Source organism: Aquabacterium sp. CECT 9606, assembly GCF_918741295.1.
Lineage (GTDB): Bacteria > Pseudomonadota > Gammaproteobacteria > Burkholderiales > Burkholderiaceae_C > Aquabacterium.
On record NZ_CAKKNB010000001.1, the window covers coordinates 1413119 to 1429125 of the forward strand.

At 63.7% G+C, this 16007-nt stretch carries 14 protein-coding genes; 4 read left to right on the forward strand and 10 right to left on the reverse strand.

The features are described 5' to 3' along the window. Window positions 1–507: 507 nt before the first annotated feature. A complete protein-coding gene (locus LQ232_RS06610; RefSeq protein ID WP_230179468.1) occupies window positions 508–1956 on the reverse strand; it encodes an IS1182 family transposase in 1449 nt (482 codons plus the stop codon). 158 nt (window positions 1957–2114) lie between these two features. Next, the gene (locus tag LQ232_RS06615; protein WP_230179469.1) at window positions 2115–2999 is read right to left on the reverse strand and encodes a CPBP family intramembrane glutamic endopeptidase; all 885 of its coding nucleotides are present in this window, start codon (window positions 2997–2999) and stop codon (window positions 2115–2117) included. A 130-nt stretch (window positions 3000–3129) separates the two neighbouring features. Between LQ232_RS06615 and LQ232_RS06620 the strand changes: the two genes are divergently transcribed. Beyond that, complete coding sequence (locus tag LQ232_RS06620; protein ID WP_230179470.1) at window positions 3130–5475, forward strand: cache domain-containing protein; 2346 nt, start codon at window positions 3130–3132, stop codon at window positions 5473–5475. Between the two features lie 7 nt (window positions 5476–5482). Here the strand turns inward: LQ232_RS06620 and LQ232_RS06625 are convergent, their stop codons facing one another. Both LQ232_RS06625 and tsaE read right to left on the reverse strand, forming a co-directional pair. Beyond that, on the reverse strand, window positions 5483–6979 hold the full coding sequence (locus tag LQ232_RS06625) for an N-acetylmuramoyl-L-alanine amidase (RefSeq protein WP_230179471.1): 1497 nt from the start codon (window positions 6977–6979) through the stop codon (window positions 5483–5485). Then, a complete protein-coding gene (tsaE, locus tag LQ232_RS06630; protein WP_230179749.1) occupies window positions 6972–7424 on the reverse strand; it encodes a tRNA (adenosine(37)-N6)-threonylcarbamoyltransferase complex ATPase subunit type 1 TsaE in 453 nt (150 codons plus the stop codon). Before tsaE ends, LQ232_RS06625 begins: the two co-directional genes overlap by 8 nt. Window positions 7425–7595: 171 nt before the next feature. Here tsaE and queG point away from each other — a divergent pair, with 171 nt between their 5' ends. Further along, entirely contained in the window at window positions 7596–8648 is a 1053-nt protein-coding gene (queG, locus tag LQ232_RS06635) for a tRNA epoxyqueuosine(34) reductase QueG (protein WP_230179750.1), read from the forward strand. A 12-nt stretch (window positions 8649–8660) separates the two neighbouring features. Here the strand turns inward: queG and LQ232_RS06640 are convergent, their stop codons facing one another. Further along, on the reverse strand, window positions 8661–9368 hold the full coding sequence (locus LQ232_RS06640; RefSeq protein WP_230179472.1) for a hypothetical protein: 708 nt from the start codon (window positions 9366–9368) through the stop codon (window positions 8661–8663). Window positions 9369–9418: 50 nt separating this feature from the next. Between LQ232_RS06640 and LQ232_RS06645 the strand changes: the two genes are divergently transcribed. Beyond that, a complete protein-coding gene (locus tag LQ232_RS06645; RefSeq protein ID WP_230179473.1) occupies window positions 9419–9685 on the forward strand; it encodes a YdaS family helix-turn-helix protein in 267 nt (88 codons plus the stop codon). 131 nt (window positions 9686–9816) lie between these two features. On the opposite strand, the gene LQ232_RS06650 is transcribed toward LQ232_RS06645, so the two are convergent. Then, on the reverse strand, window positions 9817–10794 hold the full coding sequence (locus LQ232_RS06650) for an NADPH:quinone oxidoreductase family protein (RefSeq protein ID WP_230179474.1): 978 nt from the start codon (window positions 10792–10794) through the stop codon (window positions 9817–9819). A gap of 28 nt (window positions 10795–10822) precedes the next feature. After that, window positions 10823–11737 (reverse strand): neutral zinc metallopeptidase, encoded by a 915-nt coding sequence (locus LQ232_RS06655; protein ID WP_230179475.1) that lies wholly within the window; start codon window positions 11735–11737, stop codon window positions 10823–10825. Between the two features lie 103 nt (window positions 11738–11840). On the opposite strand from LQ232_RS06655, the gene nadB reads away from it, so the two are divergent. After that, window positions 11841–13478: an L-aspartate oxidase gene (nadB, locus tag LQ232_RS06660; RefSeq protein ID WP_230179476.1), complete on the forward strand. Its 1638-nt coding sequence runs from the start codon at window positions 11841–11843 to the stop codon at window positions 13476–13478. Here nadB and LQ232_RS06665 read toward each other — a convergent pair. From LQ232_RS06665 to nadA, 3 genes are all read right to left on the reverse strand, one after another. After that, the gene (locus tag LQ232_RS06665; RefSeq protein ID WP_230179477.1) at window positions 13475–13759 is read right to left on the reverse strand and encodes a late competence development ComFB family protein; all 285 of its coding nucleotides are present in this window, start codon (window positions 13757–13759) and stop codon (window positions 13475–13477) included. The genes nadB and LQ232_RS06665 overlap by 4 nt on opposite strands. A gap of 118 nt (window positions 13760–13877) precedes the next feature. Continuing rightward, a complete protein-coding gene (nadC, locus tag LQ232_RS06670; protein WP_230179478.1) occupies window positions 13878–14786 on the reverse strand; it encodes a carboxylating nicotinate-nucleotide diphosphorylase in 909 nt (302 codons plus the stop codon). 22 nt (window positions 14787–14808) lie between these two features. Next, entirely contained in the window at window positions 14809–15930 is a 1122-nt protein-coding gene (nadA, locus tag LQ232_RS06675; protein ID WP_230179479.1) for a quinolinate synthase NadA, read from the reverse strand. Window positions 15931–16007 lie beyond the last annotated feature (77 nt).

The window sequence follows — 16007 nt, forward strand, 5'->3', positions numbered from 1 at the left end:
TTTAGTCGTCTTTTCTCAGGGAATGCTTTAAATCGACTCGACTTGGCGCGAAAAAAACTTGGCATCGCTGATGACCCGGGCGTGACTGAGTGGTCTGGCCAAGGCTGCAACAGTGGCCACAATTGGCTCAAGGCGGATGGGCATGGGTCGGGTGCGTGAGTTAGGCGCTTTGACAGCGCTGTCATTGGACAGGCCGAGGCGGCGCTGTCTGAGGGCCGATAGCGACGATGTCGCTGCACCTTCGGCACAGGTCATCCCCGTCAATGCTGATTCGGCGTCCCCATGACCGCAATGTGTTTGACACCGTGAGTACGGCGTGTGGTCACCACCGGCAGCAACCGCTGGAGGCTGTGTGATAACGCATCTAGCACTTGGCGCGCACGACCCCGGATCCTGGATTCACCCAATCGCGATCCCAACCACGACCACACAGGGTCTAGCGTGCCTCCCTGGAACGTATGGCGGCCGTCTTAAAGACGGCGGGCGCTGTGAGAGCACGACATGGGCTTACGCCCCGAGCAGTCTCATCGCCTTCTTGGTCCGCTCGAAGCCAAGAATGCAGAGAACGCGCTTGAAGTTGTACGCGAGCACGCTGAGGTTCATCTCTGTCTCAACGTGCTGCCTCCCTCGCATCAGGAAATGGGTCCAGCCCATCCAGTGCTTTAGTGTGCCGAATACGTGTTCGACGGTGCGCTTGCGTACGGTCATGGCGTTTGGCATTTGGTCCAACCGCTGCTGCACCGAGTCCATCACGCTTTCGTGCTCCCAGCGTCGGATACGCCGGTACTGACTCGTCGTGCACTGCGCCTTCATTGGGCACGCAGGGCAGGCACTGGACCAGTAAATGTGGATCTGCAGCCTATCCTCTTCACGGCTGAAGCGGTGTATTGCTCGCGCCCCTGCAGGGCATTGGTACTCGTCGGCATGCGCGATATAGACGAAGTCTGTTTTGTCGAATCGGCCCTCTGCTCTGGCATTGGATGTCATGGGCTTAGGCACAAGCGCCGCAACACCAGCATCCTCGCAAGCCTTCAGCCCCGGGCCGCTGTAGTAGCCGCGATCAGCTATGGCTTTCATCTTGCGTTTGCCCATCGCTTCCCGTGCGGCCAAAGCCATGACGCTCAGCTGCGCCCGATCGTTCCCGTTGTTCGTCACTTCGTGAGCAACGATCAGGTGGTTCTTTGTATCGACGGCTGCCTGCACGTTGTAGCCCACCAGCGCGGTGCCCTTAGCGCTATACGTGGTCATGGCCCTCGCATCGGGATCCGTCTGGGATAGCTGCCGATCTGGCAAGGTCTCCAGCTGAGCCTTCACTGTCTGTAGGTCCTGCAGACGCTGGCGCATTTTCTGGATCTTGCCCTGCAGCCGCTCGGTTTTGGCCTGCACTTCAATTGGCTGAGTTCGATCTGCCGTGTCCAGAGCCTCGAGATAGCGCTGGATGCTCTCTTCCAACTCCCGCTCGCGACGCTCAATCTTGCCGGGCGTGTAGTTGCGCTCGCGGTTGTTGACGGCCTTGAACTTGCTGCCGTCGATGGCGACGACGGCTTCGGTGAACAGCTTCAACTCACGGCACAGCATCACGAAGCGGCGGCAGACGTTGCGAATGCCTTTGCCGTTTTCGCGGCGGAAGTCAGCAATGGTCTTGAAGTCGGGGGCCAGCCTGCCGATCAGCCACATCAACTCTACGTTGCGCTGGCATTCACGCTCCAGGCGGCGACTGGACTGGATACGGTTCAGATAGCCATACAGGTACAGCTTCAACATCACGGACGGGTGATAAGAGGGCCGCCCAGTTGCCGCCGGGCTTGCGCCGTCGAAGCCCTGGGCCACCAGGTCCAACTCACCGATGAAGACATCTACGATTCGCACCGTGTTGTCTTCTGCAATGAAGTCGTCCAGACACTCAGGCAGCAAGGTAACTTGGTGCCTGTCTTGTCCCTCGATGAATCTGGGCATACATGACCTCCACGTGGGTCTTGTGCACGCAAACCATGGGCCAGGTTCCCGCGAATCAGCGAGTTTTCACACAGCCTCGCTGCACAGCGGTCTGTGCCCGCAGGTTGCCTCGTGACAGCAATGAGTCGATCCCGACCAGTCACCCCTCCCAAGCGCTGTCATCTGCCCAAAGCAGGATAAGTAAAGAAAATGAAGTGCGTCGCATTGACCACAAAGTGCGTCACCACCGCAGCCTCCACGCGACGGGTCTTGGCGTACACCCCTGCGTAACCCAGCCCGGCGAGTGTGGCAAACGCCATGTAAAGCGGCCCGCCCCCCAGATGCGCCAGTCCGAACAAGGTGGCAGACACGAGGATGGGCAAGAAAATCAGCCCCGGTCTGTGCGCCAGGGCGCGCGTCAGCTGCTCCTGAATCAGCCCACGAAAGAACGCCTCTTCAGCCACGCAGGTGAAGAACAAGTTGACGAACAGGAACGTCGGCGCAAACGACGGCAGTGAGGTGCCCAGCTTGGGTTCGACGCGCACCTGGCCCGCCAGCCAAGCCGCACCAATCGCCGCAGTCGCCGTGGCCACAGCGGCGACCAGCGTCGGCGCCACGGCAGCGCGCGCATCTTGCCAGGAGGCCAGGCGGGGCGCCAAGCAGGCCAGTAGCAACAGGCCGACGCTGCCCTTGTCGAAATTGGCGTACAGCGTGAATGGCACCGCATCCGGAGTCGTGCGCACGGCGTTGACCAGCAAGGGGTTGTGAAAGCCGGGCAGCACATGCACTGCCAAGGCCAAGCCGAACCCTCCTGCAGCCCAAGTCCATGCCCCCGCTTGCTGCTGGCGCGTCTCCAGGCTCGCGGCCTTCAAGCAGATGCCCGCCATCACAAGGAGTGCCACGACGCCAGTGGCGGTCAACACCCCAGCAAAGCAACCTGCCACCATGGCGGCCGCGAACAAGATCATCCAGGGCGCAAGCAGCAATCCCTTGCTGCCAGGAAATGCCTTGGGCCACCATGCCGAAGCGATGGCGCACGCGAGCAATGCAAAAGTGATGGGCATGGGCCATTGTCGGGGATCAGGTTTCGTGTGCATCTTTGCTGCTGAATCGCAGATGCAACAACGGTGGTGCGGATGCACGCGCACGAACTGAGGGACACTGCCTGCCTGGCGACCTGGAGCACGACACGGCATGAACACGGCGGACAGCGAACTGGACGACCCCGACAAAACGGTGGTGGCGCCAGCCTGCCCGCAGGACGACGACCAGACCCGCATCGATCCGCATTGGCCCAAGGGCAACACCGCGCCAGCGGTTCAAGCCCAAGCACCCGCCCCACCACGCCCCGCGCAGACCGGGAGTACTGCCCTGGCCTTGCCCGCCGGCTTTCGCCTGCACGAGTACCGCATCGACCGCGTGCTGGGCCAGGGTGGCTTCGGCATCACCTACCTGGCCACCGACGTCAACCTCAACTCGCGCGTGGCCATCAAGGAATACCTGCCCGAAGAAATCGCCTTTCGCACCTCGGGCAAGACGGTGTCGGCGCACTCCACGCGCCACCGCGAACGCTACCGGAACGGGCTGGACAGCTTCCTGATCGAGGGCCGCACCCTGGCGACCTTCCGCCACCCCAACATCGTGCGCGTGGCCCGCTTCTTCGAGGCCCACCAGACCGCCTACATGGTGCTGGAATACGAGCGCGGCAGCCCGCTCAAGGCCTGGTGGCCCTTGCATGCCAACAAGGGCGAGAAAGCCTTGTCCCTGCTGTTGCAGCCTTTGCTGGACGGCCTGTCGGTGGTGCACGCCGCGGGCTTCCTGCACCGCGATATCAAGCCCGACAACATCCAGGTGCGCAAGTCCGATGGTTCGCTGGTGCTGCTGGATTTTGGCTCGGCCCGGCAGGCCGTGGGCGCCTCCGACCAGGCCGACATCGCCGTCACCCCCGGCTACGCGCCCATCGAGCAATACGAAGATGGCCACCAGGGCGCCTGGACCGACATCTACGCCTTCGGCGCCACGCTGTATTGGTTGGTCACTGGCAAGAAGCCGCCCGATGCCATGGACCGCCAGATGGCGCCGCAAGATCCCCTGGTGCCGGCCGTTCAAGCCGGCGAGGGCCGTTTCAGCCCGCAGTTCCTGGGCGCCATCGACTGGGCGCTGCAGATGGACCCGACCCAGCGGCCACAAGACATCCAGACCTGGCGCCGCGCACTGTTCGCGGCCCACGCGGCCAGCATGGGCTTGCAAGAGGCCTTGCGCGCCGGTGATGGCGCATCCCACCTGGAGCTGCCCGGCTGGGCCTTGATCAAGAAGTCACCCCGGCTTTTGAAAGCACGGCTGGGCGTGTACTTGCGCGGCGTGGCATCGCCGTCGTCCTGGCCCCTGGCTTTGAAGATGACCTTGGCCATGGTGCTGACCGCGCTCATGCCCATGATGATCACGGCTTACTACAACCTGCACGCCAGCTTGGCCACGGTGTCCAGCAGCGAGTTGCAGAACCTGGAGCAATTGGCCCGCAGCACGGCCGGCCGCCTGTCGCAGTTGATCACCGACAGCCAGAACCAAGCGCGCGCCATGGGCAACGACGCCGAGTTCATCGACTTCCTGGCCCACCCGCAGGACGCCCGCAAGCCCGCCATCAAAGCCAAGGTGGATGCGCTGGTCCGCTCCAACCCCGACATCCACCTGATCATGGTGATGGACACCGGCGGCACCGCCGTGGTGTCCAGCGATCCCACGGTCATGGGCAAGAACTTCAAGTTCCGCGAGTACTTCAAGGCGGCCATGACGGGGCAGCCTCACATCACGGGCATCGTGGTGGGCGCGGTGACGGGCACCGCCGGCATGTTCTTCGCCTATCCGGTGTTTGACGAAAGCCGCCGGGTGATTGGCGCCGTGGTGTTGCGCCTCAAAGCCACCTCGGTGGTCTCGATCCTCAACGAAGCGCAAGAAGACTCGGTGCGCGAGCCTTTCCTCGTCGATGGCGATGGCATCCTGCTTTACCACCCCAACGCCACCCTGTTGTACAGCAGCCTGGACACCTTGCCCCCGGCCAAGGCGGCGGAGATCCGCGCCGACCAGCGCTTTGCCCGCGACCGCATCGACAGCCTGAACATGCCTGAGCTGGCCAAGGTGATGGTGGGCGCGCATGAGCTGGGTCACGTCAACTACCACTCCACCATCTCGAACAGCCAGGAGATCGCGGGTTACGCCCCTGTCAAAGGCCACAACTGGGTGGTGGGGGTGGGCGAATCACAAGCGCTGTTCGAGGCGCCGCTCACCCGCCTGTTCACACAATTGCTGTGGAGCGTGGGCCTGGTGGGTTTGTTGTTCACGGCCTTGGCTCTGATGTTTGCCCGCACCATCGTGCAACCCATCCGTGCCTTGACGCGCGCCGCCCATGCCTTGAAGAACGGCGATTACGAAGCGGCCAACCTCACGGTCAAGACCCAAGATGAAATCGGCCACCTGGCGCGCACCTTCAACGTGTTGATCGATGTGCTGCGCCAGCGCGAACGCGAGCGCAAGCACGATTGAAGAAACGTCACAGGGCCCGGTTGCGCGCCATCGGCGGGTTCTTGGCGAAGTAGCGCTGGATGCCGGCCAACAAGGCATCGGCCATCTTGGCCTGGTAGTCCTCGTCACGCAGCTTGGCCTCTTCTTCCGGGTTGGAGATGAAGCCGGTTTCCACCAGCACCGAGGGTATGTCGGGCGCCTTCAGCACGGCAAAGCCGGCTTGTTCGACTTTGCCTTTGTGCAGCCGCCCGATCTTGCCCAGGTTGCCCAGGATCACGCTGCCCAGCTTCAGGCTGTCCTTGATCTGCGCGGTGGTGGACATGTCGAGCAAGGCGCGCATCACGCTGGCATCCTTCGCCTTGATATTGACACCGCCCACCATGTCGGACGAGTTCTCTTTCTTGGCCATCCAGCGCGCGGCGGCACTCGAAGCACCGTTCTCGGACAAGGCGAACACCGAGGCGCCACGGGCCTGTGGGTTCAAAAATGCATCGGCGTGGATGGACATGAACAGATCGGCCTGCACGCGCCGGGCCTTGGTCACCCGTTCGTTCAAGGGCACGAAGTAGTCGGACTCGCGCGTGAGCATGGCGCGCATGCCGGGTTGGGCATTGATGCGCGCGCGCAGCAGCTTGGCGATCGACAGCACCACGTCTTTTTCGTACAGGCCACTGGGGCCGACCGCACCGGGATCTTCTCCGCCGTGACCCGCGTCCAGCGCGATGATGACCAGGCGCTGCGTGGACTTGCGTGCATCGAGGCTGGCCAACTCGGGGGCGGATGCCTGGCGCTCGGCCTCGGCCAAGGCCTTGTCGGCTGCCCGGTCAGTGCTTTTGCTGGGCGGCGTGGCGCGCACCACCGCCTTGTCCGTGCTGCGTTGCCGCAGGTCACCAATGAAGTCGCCCAGCGAGTCGTTGACGGCGTTGGCGGCCTGCTCGGACGCGCTGCTCTGGGTCTTGCCCACGCCCGCCAGGTTGATGGGCGCAGAGGCGCCATGGCCTGCCGAAGCCGGCTCAGCGGCCTGGCTGGCGGCAGTGGCCGCGCTGGCCGCCTGCTGCTGTGAGGTGGATTGCAAGGCCAGGCGCGGATCGGCCTCGACCACCGAGTACAAATCAAACACCAGGCGGTGCTGGTAGGCGGCCACCGGCTGCAGGCTGAACACCTGCGGCTTGGCCGCCTGCTTCAGGTCAAACACCAGGCGCACGATGTTTGGTTTGAACTGACCTGCGCGCACCTTGGCGATGTACGGGTCGTCGGCGCGCACCTTGCTGACCAGCTCGCGCAGCTGCATGTTCAGCTCCAGGCCCTCGATGTCGACCACCAGGCGCAGCGGGTTGACCACCAAAAAGTGCTTGGCCTTCAATGGCGTGTCGGACTCGAGCGTGACGCGGGTGTAGTCAGAGGCAGGCCACACGCGCACCGCCATGAGCTGGGCGCCATGCGCCAACTCCAGCGGGCCGAGCAGCAGCACCAGCGCGCCTTGGGCGCCGCGTGTCAGCAGTTGGCGTCGGTTCAGGTCATCCATGGGGCACGCCCTCCTGAATCAATCGTGACAGCCATTGCGCGCCTTGCGCCGTGCCGGCATCGACGCGGACCTGGCGGCGGTCTTCGTCGATGGGCGTCAAGGTCAGCAGCAAGTCGGCCGCGGGCAACAGGCCAGCCGCCTTGTCCGGCCATTCAACCAGTTTGAGGCCCGCGTTGGCGAACAGGTCGCGAAACCCCGCGTCTTCCCATTCCTGCGGATCGTTGAAGCGGTAAAAATCAAAATGCCAGATCGCCATGCCTGGCGCTTCGTGGGGTTCTACCACCGCGTAGCTGGGGCTTTTGATGCGGCCTTCCACGCCCAGGGCACGCAGCAGGTGGCGCGTGAAGGTGGTTTTGCCCGCGCCCAAAGTGCCCCGCAGCTCGATGATCGCGGACTCTCCGTTTTGCAGCGCCGGCTTCAAGATGTCTGCCCACTGCTGGGCCATGGCGCTGCACGCGTCTTCGTCAAGCCAGACAAAGTCGCCGTGTGGTGCCGATGGGCTGGAGGGATGGGGCAGGGGGCTTGTTAGGATCGTCACATGCGTCAGGAACTGCGGCCAAGCTTGTCGGAAAGCACTTCATCATCGGGTTTGGACCTCGGTGAAGTGCTGACACGCTTGCGGGTTTGGGCCTCGGAGTTGGGATTTTCGCAGATTGGGGTCGCGGACGTCGACTTGTCAAGTGCCGAGGCTGGTTTATTGGACTGGTTGGCGCGTGGTTTCCACGGTGAGATGCACTACATGGCCGCCCATGGCCTGAAAAGGGCACGTCCTGCAGAGCTGGTGCCGGGCACGGTCCGGGTCATCACGGCGCGCATGGATTACCTGCCGCAGGCCACACCTGAGGGCTGGCAGACCATCGAATGGGACCGGATGGCGCGGCCCCTGGACGCCACCGTGTCGGTCTATGCGCGGGGCCGTGATTACCACAAGGTCTTGCGCGCGCGGCTGCAAACCCTGTCCGACCAATTGGCCGCGCACCTGGGGCCGTTTGGTCACCGCGTGTTCACCGATTCGGCCCCGGTCATGGAGGTGGAGCTGGCCAGCCGAAGCGGCCTTGGCTGGCGTGGCAAACACACCTTGCTGCTGTCACGCGATGCGGGCTCGACCTTCTTCCTGGGTGAGATCTACGTGGACCTGGCTTTGCCAGTGACACCGCCCGAGACCGCGCATTGTGGCGCTTGCCAATCCTGCATGGACGTCTGCCCGACCCAGGCCATCGTGGGCGAACGGCAGGTGGACGCGCGCCGCTGCATTTCTTACCTGACGATCGAACACGGGGGCCCGATCCCGCTGGAGTTGCGCGCCCTGATGGGCAACCGCATCTACGGTTGCGACGATTGCCAATTGACCTGTCCCTGGAACAAGTTCGCCCAGCGCGCCCAGGTGCCCGATTTCGATGCCCGCGCCGTGTTCGACGCGCCCACCTTGCTCCAGCTGTGGGCCTGGGACGAAGCCACATTCCTGCGGACCATGGAGGGCAGCCCCATCCGCCGCATCGGCTTTGCCAAGTGGCAACGCAACATCGCGGTGGCGCTGGGCAACGCCTGGCGCACCACGGGTGATGAAGCCATCAGCACAGCCTTGCGGCAATGGCTGGACCGACCACCCGAAGGCATTGACCTTGAACTGGTGGGCGAGCACGTGCGCTGGGCTTTGCAGCAACGCTGAGCCGGCAGCCTGCTAGCGCGAAGAGCCGTCGCCGGCCTGCCACCACCGGCGGCTCACCACGCAGACCACCGAATCAATCTGCTGGATGGTGCTGACTTCGATGGCCTCGGGTTGACCGCCCTGCACGGGCAAGACCACCAGACTGCCATCGCGTTGGTGCATCAGTTCCCTGAGCAGCTTTTGTCCGCCGACCAGTGTGATCAGGATGTTTTCTTCTGAAGGCAGCTGGTCTGATCCCGATTGCAGCAGCAGGTATTGGCCGTCTTTCACATACGGTGACAAGGCATTGCCTTTGACCCGTATGGCATGCACGCCTGTGGCCACGATGGGCGTGAGCACATGGCCCGCATCCCACCCAGCCTCGGGCTCAAGCACTTCGACATCGCCCGTGCCTGTCAGTCGGTAAGTGCCCGTGACCTTGGCCCGCGTGACAGGGCCGGCCACATAGGAAGGCGAGGCCGAATCGTCAAACCGCAAGCCAGTTTGTTCGACGTCGGCGGGGTGACCCTCGCCACTGGCCAGCCAATGGGCCGCGACGCGCAACTCATGCGCGAGCGCTGGCGTGTGCGTGCTGCCTTGCGCCCCCGAATCGGCCCGGCACAGGTACTGGATCGATTGCGGCTTGACCCCCACGGCCCGCGCCAACTCACTCTGGTTGGTCTTGCCGGCGCGGCTCATGGCCCACAAAAGGCGACCGGTGAAGGTTTTCCATTCATTCATGCACGAATGCTACAAAGCTCTTTGTGGCACCCGTTGCAAAAATATCTTTAATGCACTACAAATACATCTGCAGATCGGAATACAAAACAATGACACCTCAGGAAGCTCTCAAAAAGGCCGTGGCCATCGTTGGCTCCCAAAGCAGGCTGGCCCGCGAAATCGGCGGGGGCATCACCCAGGCGCATGTGCATTACTGGCTGACCAAGGCCCCGGTTGTCCCGGCCGAACACTGTCCCTCGATCGAGCGCATCGTCAAAAAAGAAGTGCGTTGCGAAGAGCTCAATCCCCTCGTCGACTGGTGGGTGTTGCGAAGTTGATCAGTTTTTTCTCCCACCCCCGACGGACCCACCAAACTCAGGGTTCTGCTTGCCGCGGCGGCCGCTTCCTCTCATGCGCACCCTCCCGTGCATGCGGCTGTTTGCCCTGAGAGGCGGGGGTGGGCTTTTCTTCAGCTGTTCACGAGCACGACCTTGCCGCGAACCTGGCGCGCGCCCATCAGCGCAAACGCCTCCTTGAGTTGCGACATGGGCAGCTTGTGCTCGATCAAGGGCTTGATCTTGCCCTCCATGTACCAGGCCGCCAGTTGCATCAGGCAAGCCGCGTTGTTCTGCGGTTCGCGCTTGGCGAACTCGCCCCAGAACACGCCCATGATCGACGCGCCCTTCAGCAAGGCCAGGTTCAAGGGCAGGGCCGGGATGGTGCCGTTGGCAAAGCCGATGACCAGGTAGCGGCCGCGCCAGCCAATCGATCGGAAGGCGGCCTCGGTCAGGTCGCCGCCCACCGGGTCATAGACCACGTCCGGGCCTTTACCCCCGGTCAGTGTCTTCAATTCATCGCGCAGGTTGGCGGTGCTGTAGTTGATGGTTTCGTCGGCACCCAATTGCTTGCACAGCGCGCACTTGTCGTCGCTTGACGCGGCCGCGATCACCTTGGCGCCCGCGGCCTTGGCGATCTGGATGGCCGCGGTGCCCACGCCGCCAGCGGCGCCCAGCACCAGCACGGTCTCGCCGGCTTTCAAGGCCGCGCGGTCCATCAACGCGTGGTACGAGGTGCCATAGGTGCACAAAAACGCGGCGGCGTCTTCAAACGAAAACGCGGGGGGCAAGGGCATCAACATGGCGGCCGGGGCCACGGTGTGCGTGCCAAAACCGCCCGTGCCGGCAAAACCCGCCACTTGCGTGCCCACGGCCAGGTGCTTGACGCCTTCGCCCACGGCCTCGACCACACCCGCGAACTCGGCACCCGGCACGAAGGGCGGGTTGGGCTTCATCTGGTACTTGCCCTGCACGATCAGCAGGTCCGGAAAGTTCAGGCTGGCGGCCTTGATGGCCACGCGCACTTCGCCTTTGCCGGGCTCCGGGGTGGGGGATTCTTCCCAGGTCAGGGCGTCGACGCCAGTGGGGTTGTCGCAGGTCCAGGCTTGCATGGTGGGTGTCTCCTCGGTCAATGCCTGTTCAAACAGGCTGTTTGGTGAAGGTGTTGCACTGGTTGATCTCGCCGCTTTCAAAGCCACGTTTGAACCAGCTCACGCGCTGTTGGCTGCTGCCATGGGTGAAGCTCTCGGGCACCACCTGGCCTTGTGATTTGCGTTGCAGCGTGTCGTCGCCAATCTGAGAGGCGGCGTTCAGTGCTTCTTCAATGTCGCCAGCTTCGATGATCTGGCGCGAGCGCTGCGCATGGTTGGCCCACACGCCCGCGAAGCAGTCGGCCTGCAGTTCAAGGCGCACGCTCAGCGCGTTGTACTGCGCCTGGCTGACGCGGCCGCGGGCCTCGTCCAGCTTGGCCGAAGTGCCCAGCAGGTTTTGAACGTGGTGACCCACCTCGTGCGCGATCACGTAAGCCTGTGCAAAGTCACCCGGGGCGCCCAGGCGGTCGCGCAAGGTGTCGTAAAACGCCAGATCGACGTAGACCTTGTGGTCGGCTGGGCAGTAAAACGGGCCCATGGCTGATTCGCCCCGGCCGCAAGCCGTGCTGGTGGCACCGCGAAAGATCTTCAGTTTCGGGTTCTCATAAGTGCCGCCAGCCTGCTTGAAGATCTCGCCCCAGACGTCTTCGGTGTCGGCCAGCACGGTGGCCACGAACTGCACTTGGGGATCCTGGCTGGGCTGCCGCGGCGTGTTGGGTGCCGTGGGGTCACTCACTTGGGATGGAGCCGGGTTGCTCACCACACCGCCGCCCCCACTCAGCATGTTGAGCACGGTCATGGGGTTGATGCCCAGAAAGTAGCTGGCCACCAGTGCGATAGCCACGGTGCCCAGGCTCAAGCCGCCTCCACCGATGGAGAAGCCTTGCCGGCCTCCACCGCCGTCCGAGGTGTCGTCTCGGGCGTCTTCGACGTTGTCGCTTTGACGGTTGCCTTTCCAGCGCATGGGGAACTCCGAAAGTGATGCCGCCAGGAAGGACGGTGCGGGAGAATGGTAGCAGTGACTAAAATGGCTGATTGACGTCTTTGCGACCTCGTCGCTCACTTGCATGCCAGACCAACTTTCGGCCTCAAAACTCCCAGTCGTCATCATCGGCGCGGGCCTGGCCGGTCTCACGGTGGCACTGCACCTGGCCGAGACGCAACCCGTCATCGTGCTGGCCAAGCGCCAGCTCGAAGAAGCCGCCACGGCCTGGGCCCAAGGGGGCATCGTCGGTGTGTTGGGCAACGATGACAGCATCGGCTCGCACGTGCGCGATACCCAGGAGGCTGGCGCGGGTTTGGTCGATGAGCACACGGCCGAGTTCATTGCCCGCCACAGCGCCCGCGCGGTGCAATGGCTGGTCGAGCGTGGTGTGCCTTTCTCGCCCGATCCTGATGGCCCGCTCGGTTTGCACCTCACCCGCGAAGGCGGCCATGCTGTGCGCCGCATTGCCCACGCGGCCGATGCCACTGGCAAGGCCATCCACGATGTTTTGCTGGATGAGGTCAAGCGCCATCCCAATATCAGCATGCGCGAACGCTGGATGGCGGTGGACCTGATCACCGACCGCCACCTGCGCAAGGGCGGCGCCACGTCGGCCAACACGCAACGCTGCCATGGCGTCTACGCGCTCGACATCGAAACCCACCGCGTTGAAACCCTGGCGGCCTCGGCCGTGGTGCTGGCCACCGGTGGCGTGGGCAAGGTCTACCGCTACACCAGCAACCCCGACACCGCCACTGGCGATGGCATCGCCATGGCCTGGCGCGCGGGCTGCCGCGTCGGCAACATGGAATTCATCCAGTTCCACCCCACTTGCCTGTACCACCCGCAAGAGCGCAGCTTTTTGATCACCGAAGCCATGCGCGGCGAGGGCGCCATCCTGCGCCTGCCCGATGGCACGCGCTTCATGCCTTCGCATGACGAGCGGGGCGAGCTGGCCCCCCGCGACATCGTGGCCCGCGCCATTGACTTCGAGATGAAGAAGCACGGCCTGGACCACGTCTGGCTGGACGCCACGCACCTGGGCGAAGATTTCCTGAAAGAGCACTTCCCGACAATCCACGCGCGCTGCCTGAGCCTGGGCATCGACATCGCCAAGCAGTTCATCCCCGTGGTGCCCGCTGCCCACTACACCTGCGGCGGCGTGGTGACCGACCTGCAAGGCCGCACCGATTTGCCGGGCCTGTACGCCGTGGGCGAAACCACGTACACCGGCCTGCATGGCGCCAACCGCCTGGCCAGCAACTCCTTGCTGGAGTGCGTGGTGCTGGGCCGCACTTGCGCCGACGACATCGCGGCGCAAAGTCCGCCCGCTGGTCCGACCCTGCCGGGCTGGGACGAAAGCCAGGTGTCCGATGCCGACGAAGAAGTGGTCATCTCACACAACTGGGATGAGCTGCGCCTGGTGATGTGGAACTACGTGGGCATCGTGCGCACCACACGCCGCCTGGAGCGCGCGCTGCACCGCATCAAGCTGCTGCGCAGCGAGATCGACGACTACTACGCCGCCTTCCGCGTCAGCCGTGACTTGCTGGAGCTGCGCAACCTGGTCGATTGCGCCGAGCTGATCGTGCGCTCGGCCTTGTCGCGCCAGGAAAGCCGTGGCCTGCATTACAGCCGCGACTACCCGCGCACGCTGCCGGTCAGCTTCCCCACCATCCTGAGCAAGAAGCCCAAGAAGCGCGACGCCTGGTTGCCTTAACGGCGCGCCCGCATCGCAAAGCGTGCCTGCACGAACTCACAGGCATAGCGAACGGCGTCATTGATGGCCACCTCGTTGTCGGCCCGCTCTTTCTCGGTCAGGTAAAAGGCCAGGTCCACCTCGTGGCGGATGTAGCGCGTGGGCAGATGGTTGAGCGCCACGCAAGCCACGTCGGGCAGTTGCTCTTCGGACAACAGGGGGTATTGGGGAGCGAGGTCCACCACCGCCTCGAAGACCTGGCGTTCAAAATAGTTGCGAAGCGATGAGAAATCAGCGGGCATGGGCGGCCTCGTCCTTGAAGATCCGGCCAGTTTGGCGCATCCGCCATGTGTGAAACGGGCTTGAGCGGTTTCATGCCCACCGGCTTTGTGCACTATGCCCGCTGCGCGACCCCTCAGCTCAGGTGCCCAGCCGCTCCAGCACCCTCAATGAAAAGTCCACGGCCTTGACGTCCTTGGTCAGCTTGCCGATCGAAATGCGGTCCACGCCCGTGCTGGCGATGCCCCGCAACTGGTCCATGGTCACGCCGCCCGAGGCTTCCAGCAAGGCGTTACCCTGGGTCAGCTCCTCGTTGATGGCCACGGCCTGGCGCATCAGTTCCAGGTCGAAGTTGTCGAGCAGGATGCTGACGGCGCCAGCGCTCAGGGCCTCGCGCAATTGGGTCAGGGTTTCAACCTCGATCTGGATGCTGATCTGATCGCGCAAAGGCTGGGCTTGCGCCGCCACCAGTGCTTGCGCATTGCGCAGGGCGTTGGTGACGCTGCCTGCCGCGGCGATGTGGTTTTCCTTGATCAGGATGCCGTCGTACAAGGCCAGGCGCTGGTTGGCACCACCGCCCACCCGCACGGCATACTTTTGAGCCAGGCGCAGGCCGGGCAGGGTCTTGCGCGTGTCCAGCACCACACAACCGCGTGGGTTGGGCGAAGCGCCTTCGATGGCCTGCATGTGCACATGCGTGAGCGTGGCCACGGCCGACAAGGTTTGCAAGAAGTTGATGCCGGGGCGTTCGGCGGTGAGCAGGGCTCGCGCGTCGGCTTCGATCAGGCAAACCTCGGTGCCCTCGGTCATCAGGGCGCCTTCATCGTAGGCCCAGGCGATCGAGGCTTTGGGGTCGAGCTTGAACAAGCAGCCTTCGAACCAGTCGCGCCCACACAGCACGGCTTGCTCGCGCACCAGCAGGCGCGCCTTGACGCGCTGGCCGGCAGGCACGAGTTGCGCGGTCCAATCGCACACGCCCACGTCTTCGAAAAGCGCGTCGCGGATGTTGCGCTCGCGCGCTTCGGTCAAGGTCTCGTTGTGGTCGAACATGGGTGATGCAGGCAAGGCGCGCTCAGGCGGCGCCAATGTTGGGAACAAAGCCCTGGGCAGGCTTTTGGATGGAGGTGGGGTGGCGCGCCACGAAGTCCAGCATGCGGTCGATGCAGCCCTTCGCATCAACGCGGATGGCCTCGTCCACGTTGATTTCGCCCGTGCCCTTTTCAAGGCAGTCCAGCACGCCTTGCAAAGCGTTCATCGCCATCCAGGGGCAATGCGCGCAACTCTTGCAGGTGGCGCTGTTGCCCGCGGTCGGTGCCTCGATCAACGTTTTGGTCGGGGCAAGCTGGCGCATGCGGTGCAGGATGCCATTGTCCGTGGCCACGATGAAGGTCTGCGCGTTGGACTCGACCACAGCCTTGAGCAATTGCGAGGTCGAGCCCACCACATCGGCCAGGGCCACCACGCTTTCAGGCGATTCGGGGTGCACCAGGATCTTGGCGTCGGGGTATTGCTCACGCATCAGTTGCAGTTCGACGCCTTTGAACTCGTCATGCACGATGCACTCGCCATTCCACATCAGCATGTCGGCGCCGGTCTGGTTCTGGATGTAGCGGCCCAGGTGGCGGTCGGGGGCCCACAACACCTTGTCGCCTTGTGCCTTGAGGTGGCTGACGATGGCCAGCGCGCAGGAACTGGTCACCATCCAGTCGGCCCGCGCCTTCACGGCGGCGCTAGTGTTGGCATAAACCACGACCTTGCGGTCTGGGTGCGCATCGCAGAACTTGGCGAAATCATCGGCTGGGCAGCCCAGGTCCAGTGAGCAGGTGGCATCCAGATCGGGCATCAGCACGCGTTTTTCAGGGCTCAGGATCTTGGCCGTTTCACCCATGAACTTCACGCCAGCCACGACCAGTGTCTTGGCTTCATGGTCGCGCCCAAAGCGTGCCATCTCCAACGAGTCAGACACGCAGCCGCCGGTTTCCAGGGCCAGATCCTGCAAATCGCCATCGACGTAATAGTGGGCCACCAGCACAGCCTGGCGTTCGACCAGCAGTTGCTTGATGCGCGCCTTGGTGGCTTCGCGCTGGGGCGGGCTGAGAGGGGCGGGTACCTTGGCCCAGGCGTGGGCGGTGCAACTGGCACCCGTGGCGTCCTGGCGGGTGTAATCGTAGAGAACGGTCTCAGGGGAACTCATGGTCGGCAATCAATCGTGCGCATGGGAAAAAGTATCAGGGATCGGCCTGGAATGCTAGCCCAGATGAGACCAGCCCA

Coding starts and splice junctions, on each gene's coding strand:
- LQ232_RS06610 (WP_230179468.1), bottom strand. CDS start 1,956: ATGCCCAGATTCATCGAGGGACAAGACAGGCACCAAGTTACCTTGCTG.
- LQ232_RS06615 (WP_230179469.1), bottom strand. CDS start 2,999: ATGCCCATCACTTTTGCATTGCTCGCGTGCGCCATCGCTTCGGCATGG.
- LQ232_RS06620 (WP_230179470.1), top strand. CDS start 3,130: ATGAACACGGCGGACAGCGAACTGGACGACCCCGACAAAACGGTGGTG.
- LQ232_RS06625 (WP_230179471.1), bottom strand. CDS start 6,979: ATGGATGACCTGAACCGACGCCAACTGCTGACACGCGGCGCCCAAGGC.
- tsaE (WP_230179749.1), bottom strand. CDS start 7,424: ATGGCCCAGCAGTGGGCAGACATCTTGAAGCCGGCGCTGCAAAACGGA.
- LQ232_RS06640 (WP_230179472.1), bottom strand. CDS start 9,368: ATGAATGAATGGAAAACCTTCACCGGTCGCCTTTTGTGGGCCATGAGC.
- LQ232_RS06645 (WP_230179473.1), top strand. CDS start 9,419: ATGCACTACAAATACATCTGCAGATCGGAATACAAAACAATGACACCT.
- LQ232_RS06650 (WP_230179474.1), bottom strand. CDS start 10,794: ATGCAAGCCTGGACCTGCGACAACCCCACTGGCGTCGACGCCCTGACC.
- LQ232_RS06655 (WP_230179475.1), bottom strand. CDS start 11,737: ATGCGCTGGAAAGGCAACCGTCAAAGCGACAACGTCGAAGACGCCCGA.
- nadB (WP_230179476.1), top strand. CDS start 11,841: ATGCCAGACCAACTTTCGGCCTCAAAACTCCCAGTCGTCATCATCGGC.
- LQ232_RS06665 (WP_230179477.1), bottom strand. CDS start 13,759: ATGCCCGCTGATTTCTCATCGCTTCGCAACTATTTTGAACGCCAGGTC.
- nadC (WP_230179478.1), bottom strand. CDS start 14,786: ATGTTCGACCACAACGAGACCTTGACCGAAGCGCGCGAGCGCAACATC.
- nadA (WP_230179479.1), bottom strand. CDS start 15,930: ATGAGTTCCCCTGAGACCGTTCTCTACGATTACACCCGCCAGGACGCC.